This is a genomic window from Mesorhizobium sp. M7D.F.Ca.US.004.03.1.1 (assembly GCF_003998635.1).
GTDB classification, from domain to species: Bacteria; Pseudomonadota; Alphaproteobacteria; order Rhizobiales; family Rhizobiaceae; genus Mesorhizobium; species Mesorhizobium loti.
Genome location: NZ_RZQG01001570.1, coordinates 1 through 735, shown reverse-complemented (window position 1 = coordinate 735; position 735 = coordinate 1). Strand labels below are relative to the sequence as shown.

Annotated in this window: 2 protein-coding genes; both read left to right on the top strand. The window is 66.8% G+C overall.

What is annotated here, in order from left to right; genetic code table 11:
* Positions 1 to 282, top strand: a 282-nt coding sequence (locus EN935_RS38760; protein ID WP_206534709.1) for a CoA transferase, incomplete at its 5' end; no start/stop codon positions are given.
* Positions 279 to 735 (top strand): citrate/2-methylcitrate synthase (locus EN935_RS38755; RefSeq protein ID WP_281040419.1); only part of this gene is annotated, 457 nt, incomplete at its 3' end. The genes EN935_RS38760 and EN935_RS38755, both read left to right, overlap by 4 nt.

Sequence of the window (735 nt, the reverse complement as noted above, 5' to 3'; positions counted from 1 at the left end):
GCGGCAGACTGGGAAGAGACGCTCAATCGTGCCGGTGTGCCCGCCGGCAGGGTGCTGACGATCCCGCAAGTGCTGGCCGAGCCGCAAGTCCTCGAACGCCAGGTGACCACCAATTTTGATGATGTGGCTGGCATGGACAAGCCGCTGACCGTTCTGCGCGGCGGCTTCATGGTCGATGGCGTTGCACCCTTGCCGAGGAAGCCGCCGCCGGCGCTCGGCGAACATATGGGCGAGGTGTTCGCGGACCTGCCACCCCGCGCCAAGGCAAAGGCACGGGCATGAGCGGCACGGAGAAGAAGACTGGCCGCGAGCGCGGCGAGGAATGGTGGCAGACCGATATCATCGAGATGCGGCCGGGCATCATCCGGCTTCGCGGCTACGAGATCCAGGATCTGATCGGCCGCGTCAGCTTCCCAGCGATGATCTGGCTGATGCTGCGTGGCGAACTGCCCAGCGAGGACCAGGCGGCGCTGCTCGGCATTGCGCTCGGTGCCGCCGTCGACCATGGGCCGCAGGCGCCATCGATCGCCATCGCGCGCATGGCGGCAACCTGCGGCGTCGGCATCAACAGCGCCATGGCCTCGGCCATCAACGTTCTCGGCGACGTGCATGGCGGCGCAGGCGAACAGGCGCTTTCCTTCTACGGTGACATTGCCGTGGCGCTCGATGGCGGTGCGACGCTGAAGGAGGCCGTCTTGGCACGGCTCGACCGGTTCTTCGCCGAGGATAAGGGCT